This window comes from Pseudoalteromonas sp. DL-6, from assembly GCF_004328665.1.
In the GTDB taxonomy this organism is placed as follows: Bacteria; Pseudomonadota; Gammaproteobacteria; order Enterobacterales; family Alteromonadaceae; genus Pseudoalteromonas.
Genome location: NZ_CP019770.1, coordinates 113820 through 131958, shown reverse-complemented (window position 1 = coordinate 131958; position 18139 = coordinate 113820). Strand labels below are relative to the sequence as shown.

Below are 18139 nucleotides of genomic sequence, written 5' to 3'. Positions count from 1 at the left end.
GTAATGTCAGTGAATATTGAAGTTTTATCTCATCAAGACTCTCTATATGAAATAGCTAACAAACAATGGGAATTGCTTGACGCTCTAGAAACTAAGTACGTAAATGTGGATATGTCTAACATATTACGTGAAGGGCAATTCCTTGATCCTATATGGTTTTTGAAAGATGCAAGCTCAATAAAATCGATCAACTTTAAAACGTTATTTCCCAATAGAGAGCAATATCCATTGGAATTAATTTGTCGAGTAGTCTGTTATCAACTATCGACTTTTCAAGGCGTTGCGACTGAAACTAACTTTGCAAGATTAAGAGCATTTGTAAATCAAATAGTTAATTCAGGTCAATGGGATAATATCATGTGTGCTGAGCGGAATCAGCCTTTCACAATGTTTTCAGCTATTGAGTCTGAGGTAATTACAAATATTACACAGACTCGATTAGTAGTTAACGGTGGTATATCAAATGGAGCATTCGACTTTTTAAATAAGGTTTATCACCTAAAGGACATAGAAGACTTAAATGTATTTATACTGGGGATCACATTGCCTTGGGTGGAACAAGGAATAGGTGTTAACGAGTGGTTAGAACAGCAAAGAGAAGTTACTGGTGTTATCAAAGAAAATTCATTCTATGCACCTATGCCATTTGAAAATGTTTCAAGCTTAGTGCAAAACGCTCTACCTATAATTGACAGTAGTGCAGAACTGCTGGAATTTTTTGGTGAGTTTGGGTCATTGTTAAATGACTTTGGTAATCCACATAGAGCCAAAAATAGTAAAAGAGCAAAGCTCACTATTGAAAAATATAAAGAAGTTATATCGCCAATTTTGCCTATCGAATATGCACAACATACTGTTAACCAAGACTTCATACCAGTAAAGGGAAAGTGGATAACTAACTTCTTTAATTTAACTAAAAGCGCTTGTATTTGGATTATTCTGCTGTCTACTGGCTTGCGTAATATAGATATGCGAAATCTACGTATTGGTTGTTGCCAACCCTCGAAACGTTATGAGGGTATATGGTGGCTAGTAGCTGACGTTCAAAAAACTAAAAATCGGCTTGTTATACCTGTAGGTGAACCAACTTATAAAGCGGTCAAACTACTCGAAGCGATTAGATTCTCCCATGAGGGGGGATTTTTAATAAGCTCTAGTAAACATATCGCAAGTAAAAAATCTTGGGGGCGGCAACTAAACGCAGATGAACTTGGCAAAACTCAGCACGGTACTACACTGAATGATCTTTTGAAGATATTACCAAGTACATACAACTTCTCTATTTCTACGATTGCTGAAAATGACTCTGAAGCAACTGCACATTGCATTAGAGCTACATTAGCTGGCTACATTTCCCAGAATACAAACGCAGCCATTCTCATTCTTAAGCGCCTATTTGGTCACAGTAATGCGTTAATGCCTAATGAGTATATTTACAGAAATCCTTTAGTAGTTAAAAAGCGCAAAGAACTTCAAACAAAACTTTGTGAAGATATGGCTAAAGATATGGCTTTTGCCGTTACCTACGGGCAAGTTGGAGGGCGTAATGGTGAAAGACTTTTAAAGGGAGCCAAAAGTATAAAGTCAGAAATTGAACGAGAGTCTCAGTTAAATAATCAAAGCTTAACTGAAATGGAACTCTTTCAAACTTTAGAAGAACGACTTACAGAACTCTATCTTGACGATATGAAAAATGGAGAAACATACTCTCTACTTACACCAATGGCAGTAATTTGTAATAGAGCATGTAACAACACCTCAGATAGCCCTTGCGCAGCACAAATTAATAGGCAGGAAAGGATTGCATCTGGCATTAAAAAGGCTATCACTAATGCTCTCAGTACGCTACCTAATCCATCTCAATGTGTGGGGGCAAGCTGTTCAGATGCTTTATTAGGTAAGAAGTGGTCTAGAAAACTACTTGAAGACTTTGATTTTTATTATAAATACAGAAACGTTGCTGAACCTCAATCCGCCATAGAAGAAGATGCTATTGCTTTTATAAATATGTATGCAGAGCCATTAAAGTCTATCTATTCTGATGAACGTGAAAAAGGATATTTTGATGTTGCCAAATGATAAAAGTAAGAAAAAGTCGGTGTACGATAGTCGCTCACATGACCAACGTATTGCTGATTTAAGGTCTGCTTGCATAGAACTTTTCGCAAAAGCAAGATTAACAGGAAAAAAGACTGATGCATCTCAAGCTAAAATATTAAAGAAGGCAAGAGTTCATAAAGATTATTTTTATAAAGAAAAAATTAAAGATGAAGCAGTTCAGCAACGTTATTACGATGTCAGAGATGAAATTGCAGACTTTAATAGAAATTTTAATAAATTGCCCCATGAAGATACTTTACAAGGTAAATACGAATCTCTTTATGAACAAGAAAAAGAACGAGCAATAAACCTTGAGCAACACCTCGTATCTAGTCGAGAACAAGTTGCTGGGCTTTATGAAAAAATCGCCAACCTTCAAAGCCAGAATAAAAACAGAGACAATGACGTTATAAGGTTATCCCATCAAGCGTTACAAGCAGGTCGGCAGAAAAACTCCAATACGGTCAACTTTACGAATGTTCGGTATATATCACCGGATCAGTATTTAAGGCGAAATGGTGTTTACTGCTTCGATGATGAAGCTTTAAAAGCTAGCGCTTGGTCTAAATCGGAAAAAGAGCTACATACATCATTATCTAGGAACATACCGATGAGAGTTTATATGCTCATTGGTCCTATGTGTGCAGGTAAAACCTTCTGGTCAAACAATACAAAAAGCTATTGGCATGACCGCCACCCTGTCGTAATTGACGCTACAAATCTGAGCGTTTACCACAGATTGAAATGGTTCAACATAATAAACCAATATATTCGTACCAACGATATCAGCGTATGTGGGGTGATATTTGACACCCCTTTAGATGTACTTTTGTCTAGAAGTAAAAATAATGAACCGGGAAAAAAAGTACCAGAAAATATTATCACAGAAAAATTTTATTCTATGGAATGGCCTGATTTAAAAGAAGAGAAATTCAACGAAATAGTGGTGATAAGGCATGGATAAAGAGCAGTTAATTACTCAATATAAAGAAGGCTCGATAAGCCGTCAGTCTTTGGGGATGTTACGTAGAATAATGATCCAAGAAACTCTAGAAAGCATATCGCAGCAAACTAGCGAAGTTATCGAGAATATTCTAAATAAGCAAAAATCTAAAGTTGATTTAAAAAAGTTATCAGGCATTGTTGGTTACGGCATTAAACCACATAACTTTCGCCAATCCTTTATGGGTGAAATAACTAAATTCCAAGATTATTTGAGATTAAATGGTCACATAAAGAATATACCAAAAAGCCAACCCCAACAAAGTGAGGACAACACAAATGCATTAATAAGCTTTATAAATTCTCGGCTATCCGAACCTGATTATGTATGGCCTGTGAATATGAAGGGAACACTATTTAGGCGTGCTATTTGGGCATACTTCATTGATACACCGCTTGAAGATGTCAAGTATTATGGTTCAGCAATGTCCAAGAGTGAAGTTCAAAAGTTATTGATTGAAATAGATATAAAAATTGCAAATGGTGAGTTAAAAACGCTTGATTATTCGACTGAATCGGCACTGGATGAAATGTCTAATACAATGGAATCCAAAGCTATAGCAATGCTTCGCAGAGAATTGAAAGAATGCCAAAAAAACTTAGTAGCAGAAAGAGAAGCTCGGCTTGATCTAGAAAAAAAGTTAGCGTTCTATAAGCAAAAGCAATTAAGGTTGTTGGGGAAAGGTAAAAGTGCGATAAAAGCGGGGAGTATTTACTAGTGGAAAGTGCTATTGGTACTGTAACTGACGTAATTTTCAAATCAGATGAAAAACAAATCGTTTCGCTGAAAACTCAACATGACTATATACAGGTATTATTAAACAACGTTGATTTACACGTTGAACCACAAGATCACATCCGAGTTCGAGGGACAGTTGCCAATTGCTCTATGTGGGGTAAGCAAATTCATGCTAATGAAATTGACTATATTCCTGTTACAAATGACCTATTAGCAGATTTCCTAATGACAGGTATTGGAATAGGAAAAGCAACCACAGAACGGCTTATCACTCATTTTCCTAGCAATTTAGTCAGTCTATTAGCATCTAATGACATCAACGAATTATCATCAGTTCCCAGAGTATCTAAAGCTGCTGCCACTGTTATTTGCAATAATTGGAATAAGCAAACTGGAAAGGTTGAATTACTCAAATTTATGGACTCAGTGCTTAAGAACACTACTCAGTCAAAGCAGGTAAAGTTGAAGAATATTGCTAAAAAAGCATACGGAATCTATGGCGAACAAACGGTCGATAAATTGTTAGATGACCCCTACCGAGTTTGGGCTTTTTCAAATTTTTCTCATGCTGATTTACTAGCGTCTGCAATGGGAATTAAAGCGGATGATCATCGCAGACTAGTCTGTGCTGTAGAAGAAGTGCTTTATAGCCAGCTTGAAAAAGGTCATACACAAGTTTCTCCTAATTATTTCGCTAGAGAATTAAGTGAGCTTTTGAATTCTTCTAAATTAATGTTGCAAGCACTAACTGCTGCTGTAGCAGTAGGAGGTGAGCATAACACTCGAATAATCATTTCCGAATCTAATTGTCCTGATGATATGCCTGAAAATGAGCGTCTCTACAATAGAATGTATGCGCTGCCCGGAACTACAATTATGGAAAATTACGTTAAAGAGCAGCTCCAAAAACGCCTAAATTCTAATGTCTTGCCAATTGTGGTATCTGATAACGTTTTGGATAATTATGTCCAAAAAGGGAATAAACTGAGTACTGAGCAAAAACAAGCTGTAAAAATGATACTTACTAACTCTGTGAATGTAGTAAGCGGAGGAGCTGGTACTGGTAAAACATCTGTATTGTATTGTGCTAATGACTTGATTCGACAATCAGGCTATGACGTTCTACAAGTCGCTCTGTCAGGAAAGGCTAGCCAACGATTAATTCAACAAACGGATGATGATGCTTTCACTATAGCCGCTCTTCTTACAAGAATAGAGCATGACGAAAAGTTTCTTGACAAGTATCAGGTTCCAGTCGTTCACATTGATGAAGCCTCAATGGTTGATTTACAGTCTATGTATCGAATTTTGTCAGTGTTTGAAAATCGGCCTTTACGTCTTGTTTTTATTGGAGACTGGGCACAGTTGTCTCCCGTGGGTATTGGTCTTATATATCACAAATTAGTAAAATCAACGAAAGTCCCAAAGGTTGAATTAACAGTCAATTTCAGGAGTAACCAAGAAATATTTTATGCGAGTGAGGAAATAAAAAACGGTGTTTTACCAACTGCCAATCAGCGAGTAGAAATAATCGAATACAACTCTGAAACTGAACTATCAGAAATAGTTAAACGACAATATTACCTAAATACATTTAATAACAATGAAGCTCACATAATTGCAGCTCGATTAAAAACGGTTTCTCAAGCAAATATTCTTCTACATAAGCATCTATCCAAAGGTCGAAAGGTCGTTAAAATCTCTCCACAATTTCGTATTAGAGATAAAGTTATCTACAAGAAGAACGACAACGATTTGGGGTTAGTTAATGGCAGTACAGGAACAATAATTGGTCAGAGTGAAAGTTCTATTCAAATTCATTTTACCGTTGAAGGGGTTAAAGAGCTAAAGTATGAGAATATTCAGAGCGAATCTGAAGGAGACTACATACTTCAACACGCTTATGCTATGACATGCCATAGCTCTCAAGGAAGTGAATTTAATGTTGCTATTGTTATTGTCGAAGACATAGAGATGGTTGAAAGAAGCTGGCTTTATACAGCGGTTACACGTGCCAAAGAGAGGGTAATAATGATTGCCTCAAAAGGAGCTATTGAGAACGCGCTTGCCCGTGGATTTAGATTTGAGAACATTTGTGTTGGGTTCAGCTTATGAGAATTGAGTTGAAACATAGAGGTTTGGCAGGAATACCAATACCATACAATATTGAATTAAATGAGATAGAAATTAACGTTTTAGATTTTTTAATTTTCCGTAAAAAAAATAGCAAATTTATTTATCACAAGTTAAAAAACGCCAGTAGCCAAACAATTCAAAATGACTCTCAGCGAGTGAAATATCTTATCAATTTACTTGCTGAGCAAACTTACGTGGATCATGACGATAATCCTGTTATTGGGGTTCATTATTGTGCTGCGACATACGAAAACAATATGAAGCCTCTTATAGAGCTTCTAAGAAATAGAGAGTGGAAAGAAGAATCAATTGAGCAATATGTAAAAACATGGCGCAACTTTTACCGGTTTTTGACAGCTACTGGTGTAGACCACATGATGTTTATGCCAGATACGATAGAAGAATCAATTGTTGAAGATCAAGAAGGTAATTTTTTATCACACACTAATTATTCTGGAAAATTTGTAGGGGAAAAAGAAACTGCCATAGAAGAAGAATTTAAGGAATATAAAGATGACTATGTTGATTCTATTATTTCTATGTCAGACTTTTGGAGGCTCTATCAGCATCTGTATGCGCTAGATGAAGTTTATGCTGTAATGGCGTTTTGTGAGTTCTCTACATTATTGCGTGTTTCTGCATTAGTACGAGATTTTCCACTAACTCGAACAAAATTAAATCCTCACTTTAAGCCCTTTAGCGCGGCTACGCGAGATAAAATCCGTATGCAAGATATTTCCTATATAGCAAAAGGAGGAAAAATTAAAAAAACAAAACTCTCAATTTCTGCACATAAAATATTTAATGATGAGTACATAAATTCCGAACTTTGCAATTACGAACAACGTTACAAAAAGTATCAAGACAATTACTGTAAAACAAAATGGGCAAAAAAATTTAATAGAACTGAGCAGATGAGGTTCTGCTGGTTAAACAAGAATGGAACACCTGTATCAGTAAGGGAGTATCAGGCTGCACTTGAAAATGCTGCTGATGAACTAGGTATCAAAATTCACAGTCATATGATGAGGCACACTGGAGCAACACAATTACTATGGAGATATCTTAAGGAGCACAACCTTACCGCATCGCATACAAACGATTTACTTGTGGCTGATGCACATATAATGCTTCAAAAGCTTTTGGGGCATAAAAACGTAGAAACCACTAGAATGTATGTCAGAACGGTTGAAAGAATGATCCAAGCAGAAAAGTTAAGCATGTTATTAAACTCTGCGTTATCAGTCTCAAAAAAACACCATGATGAACTAATCAAAAATAATAAAGCTTTATCCAATGGCCTTTCTTCTATGGAGCGTGCAGTTCAACGGTTTGAGGAACATATGACTGGAAGTAACATTCTTGACAAGATAAAACGAAATTAAAGTAGGATCTTTCGCCTAAACAGGCGAGGGAAACGAAACACATCAATTTGATGGGCCAAGTCCGCTTTCAAATACCTGACAGGGTGAATTGGGCGCTAGCCCAAGAGGGGCTAGCGAAGCCCCTTTACCTGTTGGCTAATACTAAGCAATTAAGGGCTGTGTTATGACTAGCTAGTAAAAACTTACACTCGTTAAAAGTTTCTCATTTTTCGTTTCTTTAATGCTTCCAGTATGGGAGCATTATCCACATGCTCAGGGATAATAGGATCTGCATCCATAGGCATAGCCATAAGCGCCATATCATTTTCATCAATCTCCCAAGCATTAACAATCCTTATGTCACTTTTCTTAATCCATAGTTCAGGTGGAGAGAAACTAGAAGTATTATTGTGCTCATTAAAAATAGCTGGGGCTAGCATAAATTGGTGCGCACTAGTAAACGAGCCGATGAAACGGTCAAGGTTTTCTGACGTTTCAGGAGTCATTACTTTGCTCCTAGATATCATCATGAAAGAACTTTTCTTACCAGTTAAAGAGAGCTGTTCAAAATTTGGGGCCACTTGCAAAGCATAGTGATTTGGAGATGATTTAAAGATCCCTTTTATTAATGTTATACAAAGCATATTGTTAACATCTTCACGCCCAAATTTTTTAAGCCAGCCCTTAAATATCTTTGTTGCTGAGTCTTGATCTTCAAACATTAATGCAATGACTGGCGGTTCATTCGATTCTTCTATAGTTGAAATGAACCCGGTTCCTGCCCATTTAGCTTTATCCCAGAGCCTTTGGTTTATGATCGTCAATACTCTTGTGTCATTGTGCTTAGTCACTTTGAAGTCTTGTGACTTATCAGGAGAATCAAAAATTGTATTAGAGTGAAATATGTCACTTCTCCAAGTTTTGTTTCGTCTTAAACTAAACTTACCTAAGTTAATGTGGCTCCAATCGTTCCAAGATGTTTTATAATTAGATAAAGCAACATTATCAATTAAAGTTGGCAAGTGGACTGCTTGGTTCATTCTTTCTATTGCCAAATCATTAACCATTAGTTCTTTTAACTGCTTTTCTTCAATATTTACAACAATCAGACTAAAAACCTCACCTGCTATTTTAATTAATGTGTCTCGATAACTAGGTGTAGGAATTAATTTAATAATGTCTAAGTTTGGTAAAAATATAGTAAGGGAGATTTCCCCTACTTCATTTTCGTTTTGGCTATAAGCGACCTCATTGAGAGTATCATCAACTTTTATCTGGCAGAAAAACTCTGAAACATGCGGAAATACACTATGATTTAGGGCAGTAGCAAAAATACTTTCTATTGCTGTGACTAAACTTTCTGCGAATAATGTTGCTGTGTATTGGTTAGCATAACTAACCTTTAAGTCTACACCAATAACGGATGATTTTATTTCACAAATGTCGCCCATTCCCCATTGAGTAATGGGAGGAAGATCGGAATTAGCGGGCTGATTTATCCAACCGATGCACAGCTCTTCGAGATTTCCCATTTCTTTAATTTCAGCTTTAATTACATCTTCGTAACCGAGAATATATAAAGCTGCAACCCAAGATGCCGCAAGGCCGCATTCATCGATAAACGAAGGTAATGTTTCCAATTTAGATAAGTCTTTATAGGAGGACTTCAAGATCATAATGCCTAAAATAGCATCTAAAAGTTGAGCTTCTTCTTCCTCTGCTGAGTTATTATACGAATTGCAAAGCTTGTCTATTAAAATGCTTTTTAATTGCATCCAAAAGAATACTACAGGAACTCTACCTGACTTCACCTCTGTCCAAATAATTTTATTAAGTACTCTAATCGTAATTGGTGGTAGTTGACTGGTTTCATCAAAATCATTTATGAGCTTATATAATGCTGTGACATAACCATTTCTTGCTGACCAATTTAATCCAATATTTTCATAAGCTTGCCCAATTCCGACTTGTGCTAGTATAAAATCATCTCTGTTTTCCTTTTGTGCCAATAATCTAGATGCTTCACCGAGCTGAATCAATGCTTTGAAATTCTTATCTAACCGCATATTCCTGAATGCATTTTTTATAAGCATGCAGCCTTTTTGAGAGTTACTAACTCTATTACTGCTAATTTCCGTTGCCACATCAAATAGTTCATCAAACTTAGGATACTCATCTAATAAGTCACATAATTCATCTACATATCTAATTATTTTATTAACGGGAACATCCATCATTAGCTCAGAAGCATTAAGAACGTATATTAATTTCTCAAACCAGCTATCTAATGGTTCTTTAAGCATCATACTCTTAGACATCCCTAAAAAGCTAAGCTCAGTTATTGCAGTCAAGGAAGCGTTTGGCCTTGATTTATCATCAGCGATTAACTGTAACTTTGCCGTTAAATTGCTGTATCTAATTTTAAGTTTTGCTTGTTCTTTGTTGAGGTGTGAGTGAATAAATGCTGTTTGCAATGTAATCCAAAGTGTTGCTAGTTTTTCTAACTCCCATACAGAATTTGAATCGATAACTGATTTTTCAAGTTCATCATATAGTGAGCTAAGTTTGTTTGCGTCATCGTGCCACCAATATGAAGTCCAAGCGTATTGATATAGTACTTTATTTAAACAATTTGATAATTTTCTCTCTCTAGCTATATGGAGTGCCCTTTCAAATCTGCCGACAACTTCAAATTTAGGTTTTTCTAGTTCTCTACTTAATATAGCCGAATACAAGCAATTCTCGATTAGTTCAAAGTAACTAGAATTTGTTTCATCAAAGTCATCTATTTCTTTTTCTAGTGCCCGTAGGTCGTCTGTTTTTATTGAGTCATTTCTTCCGAGCTTGAATTCTGACTTGTTTATATCTAAACCTAATGATGAAGCTGCAAGGTCAAAACGTTCATTGTCGTATACCTTATTAACAAGCCATGTTTTATCTAAAATACGTACTTCGATATCAAATTCATTTTTTAGAGAATCTTCAACCTCAGCACGCTTCCTATCTGACACTGATTGATTTGTCATGAAGTAGATTAGTTTATAAGCCCTATTTGTAGACACTATTCCAGCAACATCACTTTTTATTTTGGGTCGCCATTGGGCTTTTGCACTTATAGCGAATGCCCATCGCTCTTGATTCGCTTTTCTGCCGATGCCTTCAAACCACTTAAGTGAAATTTTATCCGCTACCGGGTATGTTTCTGTGTCTACTTTACTATCACCACCGCCTGTTGGACCAGTCTGATATATTAGATTAGGACAAAGCTCCTTTTCAGCTAAATGCCTACAAAAAAATTCGAATTCTTTTTCTTGGGAACGCTCTGTAATTGTTGCTAGTTTATATTCAAAAACATCCTTGGAAATAAATTGTACGGCTCTATTTCCCGAATCTGAAAACTCATCTGGACGCCTAATTTTCATGAAATCAGATGGTTTTGCAGTTTTTAGTGCTTGCTCTTCGAATGTTATATCTTTCATATTTCACCAAATTTACAAGAACTTTTTAGCCAATGCTTGTTTACCGTTCGGATCTGTAGCTTGTAAGAGATTTTTCTCAGGATAATAAAAACCTGATGCACATAAATCCAAATTACCAATTACAACTCTAATTGATAGCTCATAACCATCATCCCAAGTATCTCTGACTTCTGCTTTACATAATTCACCTCGCAGCTCAAACTCAAAGGAATTGTTTGGTCGCTCCCAAGAGTTAAGTGCAGCACGTATCAAAGTCTCACTTATTGTTTTTCTTCTTTTCTCTGAAAACATTTCTAGCGACCACTCTTTGACAGGCCCATACATGCCGCTATTATTTAATGCTTCTAAAATTTTACGCATGTGACCACCAGTATGTTGATTGACCAGCAGTGAAGAGCGAGATCCATGTGGAGATCCAAGTATGCTTGACCTCATATTCCACCATGTCTCTGCAACTTGAGCATTACGAGCATCTTTGACTAAGGTTTGAATACACCATGCTAAAGCGTCACGACTACGAATAGTCCCATCAGCCTCTAGTTCTATATCCCACGCCTGAACTATTACGGGAAAAGCCATATCATTATATAAAGGAAATTCTAATCTACGAGCATGAAGCCCATGAATTTTATTGATTGCATCCACTAGGTTATTAGCTGTTTCTTCTCCGTATGGGCATGTTACAAACCCTTTTACAAACAACTCCGTATGATCTATTCCGTTGTAAGCTTTTATGCCTGATAGAAAAGAGACTGACTCTCCAGTTTCATTTGTGGGCAACGTTAAAATGGGATGCCAATCTGGATAAGTATCAATCGAATTACCAAGTTCATTCAAAATATCTTTAAATACTTCTTCGCCAGCTTCTGGATTGCTCAACCCTTTTGTCAGAGCCTTTAAAGCGTTTGCATTTGCATCTGCCGCAGCCGTAGGATATCTAAACTCCATACATCACCAATTTAACGTAAACATAAATATTTACGTTAAATATATAGTATGCGATGAGACTGATCAATATGTGACCGCTATTATTTTAGGATTCAGAAGTTAGCTTACCTTAGAAAATTATTGGGAAATGTATTTGGAGGCTCAACTTATAGCTCAGTTAATAAGCCTGAGGTAAGGATTGGCAATGTGCTTCCCTTAGATTAGTGGCAAATCTGACGGAGACGAATAAATCTATTGAGAGTTCAATTGCTTAAAGCAATATTTAGCCATCAACAAGGTCATTCTCGTCTAGATTTTTAAAACGCTTTTTGACAAGCGCAAGCTTTTCAATCTCATCAATATCGCAATCTAGGTGATCTTCGCATCGAAAGATAATTTTCTTGCGAATAGAGTTAGGTCTATCTGGTGATGATGCGACTATCTCAGTTCTAATATCGACCTGTTTTTTATGGCAGGCCGAGCATTCAGCATTCTGAAAGTCAATTTTGTTTGTCAGCATTGTTAGCTCCAACTTAGTAGGGGTTGATTGCTGAAAGTTCGTTTTCTGCCAAAGCTAATGGGTTATGTGTGATGATGGGCTGTTTAACGCCCGAATCTGCAATGGTGAAAAGCCTTGGCGAAGCAGTTCGAAATCGTTTATATCGATAATGGCACGTTTTCCGCTTCCCTTAAGGTCATAATGTGAGTTACTGACTGTTATTACCTGCTGAGTCTTAAAATCCAGCGATACAATCTTTGATGTTGTCACGTAGTCTCCTTCATAAAAGCGAAGGCTGGAGTCGTCTTGAACTATACCGTATAACACTTCACCAACTAATTGCTCACTATCCATGACAGCAACGATATACCAATTTTTTACTTTTGTAGTCATAAGCCGAACCTCACAGATTATTTGTTGACTTATGGTAGAAGAATATGAATTAAAAACATATCAAATGCGCGGATCTAATCATGAGTTTTTTCAGATCTAGCACACTTAATTTTTCTTTATTGCATAGGGTTCGCAAAGAAACTCTTTGCTGGCTTAATTAGATTAAGACACTATTTAATATGAAAGGTGTGCTGTTAGAATCAAAGTATGCATTCACAAAATAAATATAACTTTAGGTAGGATCACTACTTATTAATACTCACAGAACCATTAAATCAGTTTTTTTATAAAAATATTTTAGGAAACGACATAAAAAAACTTGTAAGCTATTGATTTAAAATTAAACATTTTCATCTTTGATTTTATTGTACACATTTGAAGTATTGACAATTTTTCCTCCACAGCTCATAAAGTTTAAATATTGGAAGTTAAACAAAAATAAGTGTGATGAATGCAAAAAATTAACATAAAACATAGTTGCGTTATTTCTCTTTACGATAAATTAATTGACCCTGATTTTCATAATGCTGACATTCTATTAGTCTTAGTTGAATACAAAGACAAAATGGGCCTGACTCGTTTTAAGCAAATTTTAACATCTAAAATAATTAGCAAGTATTCTATTAAGGATAAATTGGAAATAACGACTTTGTTCGGGCACTCTTATGTTATAGATTCAAAATTTGACACTCTTGATATTACAGTGACTGACTTTGTAGTTAATGTTAGCGATCAGTTTACACGTGAAGATGATTTAAAAGTATCTTGCTAACCCCAATGGAGGCGGTAACAACTTGAGTATATTCACGTCATAACTTTATATGCCAGATTTCATCTTAGTGGTCTAATCAAATCTGACAGTCGCATATGTGCCAATTGCGGACATTTGTAACGCCTTGTTAAGGTGTGAGGCACGCAATACCTAAGCCTCCGCATACCACCTAACCACTAAACTTGACGCATGGTAAAAATGCCACGCGTGCCGAATCACTCTTGAACAATTTGTTAGCTGTGTAGCTGAAGATCGCGCGAACTCCCCTGAATTTTATCAATTTGTGCCTCTGCCAGTTTTAGGAACTCTAGTACCTCGTCACACCAGTCTAAAACAGAAAAGAAGAACTCCCACCTTTCTCCCTGATATGCCCCTGAAACAGTAATATCTCCTGACCACCAAACCATTTCTTTAGGTAAGGATTTTCGGCCAATGAAATCAAGATTAAAACCATCAGCATGGATAACCTTATTACAAATAAATCGAAAGCCTTTCATCTTTTTCTTGCCATCAGCACAACTACCAGCGCCGTAGGTCGTAATTGATTTTTCTACTGGGAATTTAATTCCTTGAGAGCTCAACGCGTCGACTAAGCACCGAACCTTAACTGAAATTTCTATTAGATTATTGCTGACGATAGTTTTAGTTAATGCCGTGTAATCAGCGAGATTATAGACTTTATGATACTCATCAGACCCCATACGGTATCTTTTACAAAATTCTTCACCTGACAAAGACATTCCAACCACAACGATTAACTTTGTCTTGATTTCTTCGATACCAAAATAATGAGACATATTACTCCAAATTTTTCATTAAACAGCTAACGCCGCGAGCATGGGCTGGCAGAAGTGGCACGTAATTGCGTAAGCAATTTAAGTGACGCTTTTGACAGTCCAATGCCTTGCCTTGTTAGCTGCATTACAATTGCTGAAAAACAACTGTTTGTTTAGTTGCACCAAGAACGGTTGTGTAATTGGTGACGCCTACAAACTTTAATGGTGCGCGTGAAATGCTAGACCAAAATTGCCCCTCAATTGCAGGTAAGTTTGTAATGATGGTTATTGGTGGTAAACGTGTGCTGTAACTAGTTAACATAAGCTTACCGTCCAAGACCTGTGATACTTTGTAATCACCATCCTCAGTCCATACAAATTTATTTTGATGTTGAGCGAAGCCATTTGTTTGGAAACTATAAACTAGCTCATTGAAATTTTTCTGGTTGCTGTCAGAAAACATGGGCTCTAACCCCGTTGATTTTTTTACGGACGCAACTAATTCTGCATCCTTTTCCATTCTTTGCTTTCTGCGTTTGGCTGAATCTTTTTGTATTTGTGTGTATTTATCTTTACAAAGCGTTGGGAGGTTGAGTAGTTCTGGTGCCGACAGGTCAACTTTTTGAGAATATTTTGAAGAGCCCAAATATCTAGCAACCTGAACATTTGTGGCTTTATTAAGATATTCAGCTTCATCGTATTCTTTGGATGAGCGATAATCTTTTTCTCCATTAAAGAAAAAAGACCATTGGGGCTGATAAGCTCTTTGTCCACTGCTTTTATCTATGAATGAGAATGAATACTTTTGTTTGTTGGAGTCGCACTGTGCTGCAACTTTGATGTCGTATTCTAGGTTCTGTGATTGAATTTTATATCCAACTCTTCTTCCTGTATCGAAATAATTATGGCTTAAATCCTCAGGCTTAATAGGATTGCTTGATATACAGCCAGATAAGATGATTGGGAGAGCTATGATGTATTTTCTCATCTCTTGTTCCTTTATGAGCTTAAGCAGCTAACGCCGCCAACACCGGAACCAAAAGTGTAGTAGCTTTTGTGCAATAATTTGCGAAGCAAATGCACAAAAGGTGCGGAGCTTTTGGTTTCCGAGTTCTTGGCCTTGTTATAGGTCCTTTCTAGCAATTTAAAGCTAAAATTTTTCAAAATAAACTTTACTTGCTAATAACGCTTATGAATTTCTCTAGCTGATCCTCAGAAATTATTACCCACCTTGGCTCGGACTCATTCTCTGACAACAAATATGTTGTTAACTGATAACGATCAGAATTTCCTCCAAACGACTCAACACTAGCTACAATCTCTTGCGATTTCAATTTTGCAATTTGAAATTTTTTCTCTGGTAAATCTTCATAAGACAAATTAGCATGTTTTAGATATTTAAGGGCTTTACTAAACCCTAAACTCAATCTCCTTTTTTCATCATTACTAACTGAAAGTTTGAATTTAGCACGTTCAACCCACAAATCTGTTTTATCTGTTTTCTGGGTTATTTTAAGTGAAAGCCCACCTGTTGCCGAATTCTGTCCCTGCATACTCATACTTAATTTAATTACTTTAATTTCATTGGTTTCCCCACTCAATGAAGAAACAACTTTATTCTTTAAAGAGAGAACTTCTATAATCGCGTCAACTTCGGCCAGATTAAGCCTATGTTCAACCCATGTAGCCGAATTATAGACAGGTTTTGTAAATAATGAATAGTATCCAAGCTCCCCTCCTGAATGTGTCACGATATTCACTATCAGTTTTCCACCGACCTGCCCAACTCTAAATTTTCCAGCCTGTTTAGAATATCGAGCGTGTTTTGCATCAGCCTTGCCTTTAGTTAGAATTCCAACAAATTGCTCAACCTCACCAACAGAAAATAAATATGAACTACTGTATGTCTCAGTTGATAACTCGGTAAACCCCGCCTCATCGAATTTGATAATTAGCTTGTCAGGTGTAGTCGTTCTATATCTATTAAGATATACCGGTACACTCATAGAAAATTCGACAGCCTTTAATTCAATTCCATTTACAATACTACTACCTTCCGTAATCTGATACTTGTCTGAGGCAAAAAGCTCCGTTGACATAATTACCAAAGCAAGAATTAAACCCATTCTGAATTTATTAGATATCATGTACTCTCCTACATAGACCTATAACGCTGAGATTAGCGGCGCCCTTGTAATGGAGGCGAAGCCGCAATGAAAAGGGCGTCCGGCGGCCATCGGCCATCGGCCATCGGCCGCGTACTACAGCGCCTTGTTAGAATTTGATACTTCAACGCCCATGCTTGCCTGCCACCAACAGGTCATAGCCCCATTTGAAAGTTGCAGCAGGAAAAGCCCTCTCGAATTGCTGCCTTACCTTCGGCATATCGTGATCCTGAATCCTGTCATCAGCGAGCTCGATCGCGGCCACATTTATGTATTTTGATAATCTACCTAACAGGTTCTCTATCCCATAGTAGCTGAAGCACTTGGCACCAACCCTTAGTGACGTCACTTCAATTGGATTTACTGTGTACTCTGCCTTCTGAAGATCCTTTTCATCCCAGAGAAACAGCCTTCCACCATTGAATATCTTTTCTGGATCAATCTTCATACTGTTCTAACATTTTAATAGTGCGCTCATCGCGCATATCTCTGCCGACTTAACGCTCACTTTTCTATATTATATAGTTTTAACAAATTACCTAAGGTATTACTATCACTAAGTTTTCTAAAACTTTTAAGTAAAGTTAAATGGAACAATATGCGCGCGTCGCTCATTTTCATGAATATATGCGCAAAGAGTAGTTTAACCAATCAACTAACTCTTGTGTTTAGCCAAACTCAATGACCGGTTATCGCTCATAACTGCCTTTCGGATGAATTCCTGACCTATTCATAGAAACTGTGAGATCAGATATGAGCTACTATAATTTACCGAAGTGCTTACTTTTATCGTTTTTATGAGCCTAAAATTTACTTTTGTTTACTACAATTGAGGTTTAAAAGTATCCTATATCCTATTTTATGTCAGTTTTTAAGTAGTACACATTTATTTCTCTTTAAGCTCATTCTATCTACACTTTATTAAAGTGTACCGTTTAACTTTTCATATTAAGAATAAAATCAGTACGAATGGCGCCTTTAACTTTTTGTTTTTCATACTCTGCCAGGTCTAAATTTTCAGCACCTTCTGTCGCTTCTGCATGATGAGATAAAAATATTTTTTCTGCGCCTTCAAAACATAAAAATAAGCCACCTATCATTAAAAGTGGAGTAATTAGCCAAGGCAACCACACACTAATTAATAACGCAGCAGGGACTAATATGGCTTTATTTAAAAACGACCCCTTTGCCACTGCCCATACAACGGGCAGCTCCCTATCAGCAGTAACCCCAGTAACTTGCTGAGCATTAAGTGCCAAATCATCACCAAGTACTCCGGCTGTTTTCTTTGTCGCAACTTTACTCATGGTCGCAATATCATCCAGCAAAGTCGTTATATCATCCAGTAATGTTAAAAGGTTGCTGCCAGCCATGAAATTTCCTAACTAAAAATAAGATCTTAAACATAACGTAAAGCTATATTTTCACCAACGGTTAATTTAGCTTTGTTAAGCTCTTAATTAAACAAGGGACTCAATAAGGCACAGCCAATGAAACACGCTATCGTTATTATTGCTCTAATAGCTTTGACTGCATGCAATAAGCAGCCAGTTACAAATAACTATGTTTGCGATAACGCACCTGCAAAACTTGATATTATTAGCAACAAGCAAGCAAAGCTGAGCTTTTATGATCATGATTACATATTGAATCATGAGGTGAGTGCTTCAGGCAGTAAATACATTAATCAAGAGGTGTTATTTTGGAGCAAAGGCGAGCAAGCCATGCTAATAATTAGCGGCAAAAAATATCACTGCAACACCAGTTAACCAATGACTAACATCGCA

15 protein-coding genes and 1 pseudogene are annotated in these 18139 nt (G+C 36.7%); 7 read left to right on the top strand and 9 right to left on the bottom strand.

Annotation, left to right across the window (positions count from 1 at the left end; translation table 11 throughout):
* Positions 1-3 precede the first annotated feature (3 nt).
* From B1F84_RS00645 to B1F84_RS00625, 5 genes are read left to right on the top strand one after another with little or no spacing between them, the layout of a single operon-like run.
* Positions 4-2079 (top strand): site-specific integrase, encoded by a 2076-nt coding sequence (locus B1F84_RS00645; RefSeq protein WP_131690284.1) that lies wholly within the window; start codon positions 4-6, stop codon positions 2077-2079.
* Entirely contained in the window at positions 2066-3064 is a 999-nt protein-coding gene (locus B1F84_RS00640; protein WP_131690283.1) for a hypothetical protein, read from the top strand. The genes B1F84_RS00645 and B1F84_RS00640 overlap by 14 nt, the downstream gene beginning before the upstream one ends.
* Entirely contained in the window at positions 3057-3821 is a 765-nt protein-coding gene (locus tag B1F84_RS00635; RefSeq protein WP_131690282.1) for a hypothetical protein, read from the top strand. The genes B1F84_RS00640 and B1F84_RS00635 overlap by 8 nt, the downstream gene beginning before the upstream one ends.
* Positions 3821-5956, top strand: a complete 2136-nt coding sequence (locus B1F84_RS00630) for an ATP-dependent RecD-like DNA helicase (RefSeq protein ID WP_131690281.1) — start codon at positions 3821-3823, stop codon at positions 5954-5956. Before B1F84_RS00635 ends, B1F84_RS00630 begins: the two co-directional genes overlap by 1 nt.
* On the top strand, positions 5953-7362 hold the full coding sequence (locus tag B1F84_RS00625; protein WP_131690280.1) for a site-specific integrase: 1410 nt from the start codon (positions 5953-5955) through the stop codon (positions 7360-7362). The genes B1F84_RS00630 and B1F84_RS00625 overlap by 4 nt, the downstream gene beginning before the upstream one ends.
* Before the next feature lie 191 nt (positions 7363-7553).
* Here the strand turns inward: B1F84_RS00625 and B1F84_RS00620 are convergent, their stop codons facing one another.
* The 4 genes from B1F84_RS00620 to B1F84_RS00605 form a co-directional block, all read right to left on the bottom strand.
* Positions 7554-10820: a hypothetical protein gene (locus tag B1F84_RS00620; protein ID WP_131690279.1), complete on the bottom strand. Its 3267-nt coding sequence runs from the start codon at positions 10818-10820 to the stop codon at positions 7554-7556.
* Between the two features lie 12 nt (positions 10821-10832).
* Complete coding sequence (locus tag B1F84_RS00615) at positions 10833-11768, bottom strand: hypothetical protein (protein ID WP_131690278.1); 936 nt, start codon at positions 11766-11768, stop codon at positions 10833-10835.
* Between the two features lie 262 nt (positions 11769-12030).
* Positions 12031-12267, bottom strand: coding sequence for a hypothetical protein (locus tag B1F84_RS00610; RefSeq protein ID WP_131690277.1), 237 nt, complete (start codon positions 12265-12267; stop codon positions 12031-12033).
* A 54-nt stretch (positions 12268-12321) separates the two neighbouring features.
* Positions 12322-12639 (bottom strand): hypothetical protein, encoded by a 318-nt coding sequence (locus B1F84_RS00605; RefSeq protein WP_131690276.1) that lies wholly within the window; start codon positions 12637-12639, stop codon positions 12322-12324.
* A gap of 451 nt (positions 12640-13090) precedes the next feature.
* Here B1F84_RS00605 and B1F84_RS00600 point away from each other — a divergent pair, with 451 nt between their 5' ends.
* A complete protein-coding gene (locus B1F84_RS00600) occupies positions 13091-13411 on the top strand; it encodes a hypothetical protein (RefSeq protein ID WP_131690275.1) in 321 nt (106 codons plus the stop codon).
* A 233-nt stretch (positions 13412-13644) separates the two neighbouring features.
* Here the strand turns inward: B1F84_RS00600 and B1F84_RS00590 are convergent, their stop codons facing one another.
* From B1F84_RS00590 to B1F84_RS00570, 5 genes and pseudogenes are all read right to left on the bottom strand, one after another.
* The gene (locus tag B1F84_RS00590; protein WP_131690274.1) at positions 13645-14208 is read right to left on the bottom strand and encodes a hypothetical protein; all 564 of its coding nucleotides are present in this window, start codon (positions 14206-14208) and stop codon (positions 13645-13647) included.
* A 124-nt stretch (positions 14209-14332) separates the two neighbouring features.
* On the bottom strand, positions 14333-15175 hold the full coding sequence (locus tag B1F84_RS00585) for a hypothetical protein (protein ID WP_131690273.1): 843 nt from the start codon (positions 15173-15175) through the stop codon (positions 14333-14335).
* 184 nt (positions 15176-15359) lie between these two features.
* Complete coding sequence (locus tag B1F84_RS00580) at positions 15360-16334, bottom strand: hypothetical protein (RefSeq protein WP_131690272.1); 975 nt, start codon at positions 16332-16334, stop codon at positions 15360-15362.
* Positions 16335-16476: 142 nt separating this feature from the next.
* Positions 16477-16800, bottom strand: a complete 324-nt coding sequence (locus tag B1F84_RS00575) for a hypothetical protein (RefSeq protein ID WP_106762078.1) — start codon at positions 16798-16800, stop codon at positions 16477-16479.
* A gap of 499 nt (positions 16801-17299) precedes the next feature.
* A pseudogene (locus tag B1F84_RS00570) lies at positions 17300-17725 on the bottom strand (DUF808 family protein); the annotation flags it as partial.
* A gap of 117 nt (positions 17726-17842) precedes the next feature.
* On the opposite strand from B1F84_RS00570, the gene B1F84_RS00565 reads away from it, so the two are divergent.
* On the top strand, positions 17843-18121 hold the full coding sequence (locus B1F84_RS00565) for an MliC family protein (RefSeq protein WP_131690271.1): 279 nt from the start codon (positions 17843-17845) through the stop codon (positions 18119-18121).
* Positions 18122-18139: the final 18 nt, after the last annotated feature.